The organism is Streptomyces sp. NPDC050743 (genome assembly GCF_044456925.1).
Lineage (GTDB): Bacteria > Actinomycetota > Actinomycetes > Streptomycetales > Streptomycetaceae > Streptomyces.
This window is the reverse complement of the sequence record NZ_JBITGJ010000271.1, coordinates 1-3,219: the sequence shown is the minus strand read 5'-3', so window position 1 is coordinate 3,219 and position 3,219 is coordinate 1. Positions and strand designations below refer to the sequence as shown.

Below are 3,219 nucleotides of genomic sequence, written 5' to 3'. Positions count from 1 at the left end.
ACCCGGACCAACTCGATTCCGTCCGCCGTACGCAGTGACTCCATCAGCCGGAGTAAGTCATGCTGGGACAAGGCCATCGCGTCACCTCTCTCAACAAGCCTCTCTACTCGGAGAGTTGCGCGATGGCCGCCCCATGACCAGGGGCTATGCAGAGATCGCTGCTACACCACTTGGCGGGACACCATCCAGAGGCCGAAGCCCTGGCTCGACTTCGCGAGGTCGCCGTCGAGGCGAGCAAGGACTTCGTCCTGATCTTTACGCAGGAGGATGAGCCCTACGAGCCGCTGATCAAGGGCTGAGCGGCGAGCCCCGTCGCTTTCCAGCGCTACCAGGCGTAGACGAGTTTGAACCCATGGGCAACCGTTACATCTCTGGCCAGATGGCGGCGGAGTGAGGCCGCCGCCGACGGGACTCGAAGCTCCAGGTCGGCCCAGTGGCCGAAGCGCGGGTCGTCGGGCATCTCGACCAGGCCGGGGGATCGCGCCGCGTCCTCACAGCCCTGCTTGATCGAGCATCTGGTGCATCGTGTTCACGGGAAGCAGCCGGTTCGCGGCAGCTCCTGCGGCAACGGCGGAATCGGCGGCACCGAGTAGGCCGATCAGCCGGTCGGCTGGAATGGCGGGGTTGGTCGCGGCTCGACGTCGTACGGTGTCATCATCGTCGGTCAGCAGAGCCTCGATCGTATCGGCCGGCAAACCGGGGTATGCTGCGGCGACCGCGCGGTCGTGGGGCTCATCGGAGCGGGCCAGGCCAGTAGCGGCATCGGCGGGGAAGTTCTTGTGGGCGAGCATGTCCCACCGGCTGTAGCTGGTCCACTGCTCGGCGATCTGGGCCAGCAGCCGACCGGGGCGTTCGGCTGTCGCTCGCACACGAATAGTCGAACCGCGAAGCTTTCGTCGTCGGCGAGGATCTCGACAATTTCGTCTGGTAGATCGGCGCGCATGGCCAGGGTCTTGCGGAAGATCTGGTGCCGGCTTCGGGCGAACGCCAGCTGATCTTGCTCGGACAGGTTTTCGGTCAGCAGCCAGCCGACGATGGCGCTGCTACGGTCGTCGTAGTCGACCGGTATCGACTCTCGCAACTCCGGGTCGAGGCTGCGTCGTGCGACAACAGCCGCGCGTACTTGGCTGTTCGGATCACGCGCCAAGTCCGCGATGTGCTCGGCCGACAGCGTCGGGTTGGCCGCCACCGCGGCGCGCAAGTCCGGAGTCGCCAGGAATCGGTCAGTCAGACCGGCGTCCAGGTCGGCGACTTCGACAATCTGCCGCAGCAGACCCTCGCTGTAGGCATCACCTGCAGCGGAGTCGATTTCGGCAAGCATGGCGCGTGCGGCCTCTGCGGGAAGCGGACCATCCAGGCGGAGCAGAAGCATCTGTCGGCCAAAAGCGCCGGTTGCCCGCGACAGGAGTTCTCCGATCCGGCCGGTCGGCGCCAAGGGCCATTCGCTGGCGGCGATGGCGGCCGTTCGCGAGTCCGCGTCATCGAGCATCCTGGCCCGCACATCGTCCGGCAGGTGACGGTTGAACGCCAGCGCGCGGCGGACTTTCGGGTCCGGGTCACGGGCCAGTAGTTCGTAGACCTCGCGCGGCAGCGGGTCCGGGGTTCGGCGCCCGTGTACACCGACTGTGGCGAAGTACTCCGGTCCTTCAGCCAGCCGGCCTCGCACCCGTGGGTCGGCGTCGCCGGCGAGGACGACCTGCACCGCAGGCGGGAGGCTCGGGTTCGAGGCGAGATTCGACCGCACGGTCACATCACGGTCGGTGGCCAGCGCCGCTGCAGCGTCCGTGGGCAGGTCGCGCCGCCGGCCAACCCGGACCGGTCGATGTTCGCCGCCGTCAGGCGAATTAGGACCTCCGGCGGTGCAGACGGGTTGCCGGCCAGGCCGAGCAGCAGCGTCTCCAGGACCGGTTGCGCAATGGCGGGAAGTTCGAAGGAAGCGGACACCGCCCCATGGTGCCAGGTCCGCTGCTGGAGCTCTCGTGACCCCTGCGCGTCCGTCGCAGCAAGACGACTCGGCCGTGTTCGTACCCAGGCCGCCCACCTCCCCCGCTCTGTTGCTGAGCGCGCCGCCTTCGCCAACCACTGAACGCTTCGGTGGGTCTCAGGCCCGCGGGGGTGCCAACCACCGTTCTGCGCGGCCCTGCTTGTCGGAGTCTCCAGAGCGGCGGGCGTGCGCCAGCAGTCGGGCGCGCAGCGGTTCGGGTAGGCCGGCGACGTCCTGCTTCTGGCGCGGGCGGGTCTTCCAGCCCACCAGATGCCGCACGGCCCCGGCGTCGTGTCGCTCCTCAGCCCGCGGGTCGGCCAGCCCAGCGAGCAGGTCGGCGATCGGCACCTTGCCGAGCAGCTCGCCGGGAACGTCCTCGTGGACGGGGTAGCCGGAGCAGCGCCCGCTGCCGGATCCGTACCAGTCGAGCAGGGCCAGTACCCGCTCCACCGGATCGGGGAACGTCAGCTGCAGTCGGTCCGTGAGTTCCGCGAGCAATTCGGGGGAGGGCCTGCCGCCGGTGCGGGAGAGGTCGAGGATCCGGTCGGCGGTCCCCTCCAGAACGGCGGGCATCGCGGCCAGCCAGTCGCGCTCCTCTTCGGTCCCTTCCTCCGCTCGCTGCCGGTCGGCCTCGAACTGCCGCATGGGGCCGGGCATGCCGTGCCCGTCCAGCCACTCCAGGAGCAGGCGGCCGTCGGCGAGGACGGCGTCGCTCTCCCACTGCCCCCACCTCAGCGTCGCCCCATGGTGCAGGACGACGACTGCGAGCCGCCCACCGTTTCGGTCGAACACCTCGAAGCGGACGTCCCCAAGGCACATGCAGTGGAACCCGGGCAGCGATTCCACGGCCATGGCCGTCCTGAGCTGGGCCGACTCCGCCGGATCGGAGAGGTCCACCCGGATCTCTCCGTCCACCCCGACCCCGCTCACCGAGCTCACCTGGACCACGTGCGCCTGCTGCAGCACGCTGTCCAGCGCTGTCGTCCCGTCCATGAACCGATCCCTCCCGGCCCGGGCCGCAGGGGCACACCCCCCGATTCCACCGCAGCTCCCGACCGCCCCGCAACCCGGTTCCCCCGCGCCCGCACTTCAGCTCGCACGCCGACAGGCGGATCCCTTCGGGGTGAAGGTGAAGCTGTCCTTGAAGGCTCCCCTCCCTGAAGGGAGGCGATTCCTCACCCTCCAGGGCTGAGCGGGGATTTACGGCTCAGGCCGCCACCGGAGCCGGCGGCCCC

Annotated in this window: 4 protein-coding genes; all 4 read right to left on the bottom strand. The window is 69.1% G+C overall.

Annotated features, from left to right (window positions below):
- Positions 1–491: 491 nt before the first annotated feature.
- Complete coding sequence (locus tag ACIBJF_RS52790) at positions 492–695, bottom strand: hypothetical protein (protein ID WP_399185021.1); 204 nt, start codon at positions 693–695, stop codon at positions 492–494.
- Entirely contained in the window at positions 665–1,750 is a 1,086-nt protein-coding gene (locus ACIBJF_RS52785; protein WP_399185020.1) for a hypothetical protein, read from the bottom strand. Before ACIBJF_RS52785 ends, ACIBJF_RS52790 begins: the two co-directional genes overlap by 31 nt.
- Complete coding sequence (locus ACIBJF_RS52780) at positions 1,747–1,944, bottom strand: hypothetical protein (protein ID WP_399185019.1); 198 nt, start codon at positions 1,942–1,944, stop codon at positions 1,747–1,749. The genes ACIBJF_RS52785 and ACIBJF_RS52780 overlap by 4 nt, the downstream gene beginning before the upstream one ends.
- Before the next feature lie 157 nt (positions 1,945–2,101).
- On the bottom strand, positions 2,102–2,977 hold the full coding sequence (locus ACIBJF_RS52775; RefSeq protein WP_399185018.1) for a hypothetical protein: 876 nt from the start codon (positions 2,975–2,977) through the stop codon (positions 2,102–2,104).
- Positions 2,978–3,219: the final 242 nt, after the last annotated feature.

Coding starts and splice junctions, on each gene's coding strand:
- ACIBJF_RS52775 (WP_399185018.1), bottom strand. CDS start 2,977: ATGGACGGGACGACAGCGCTGGACAGCGTGCTGCAGCAGGCGCACGTG.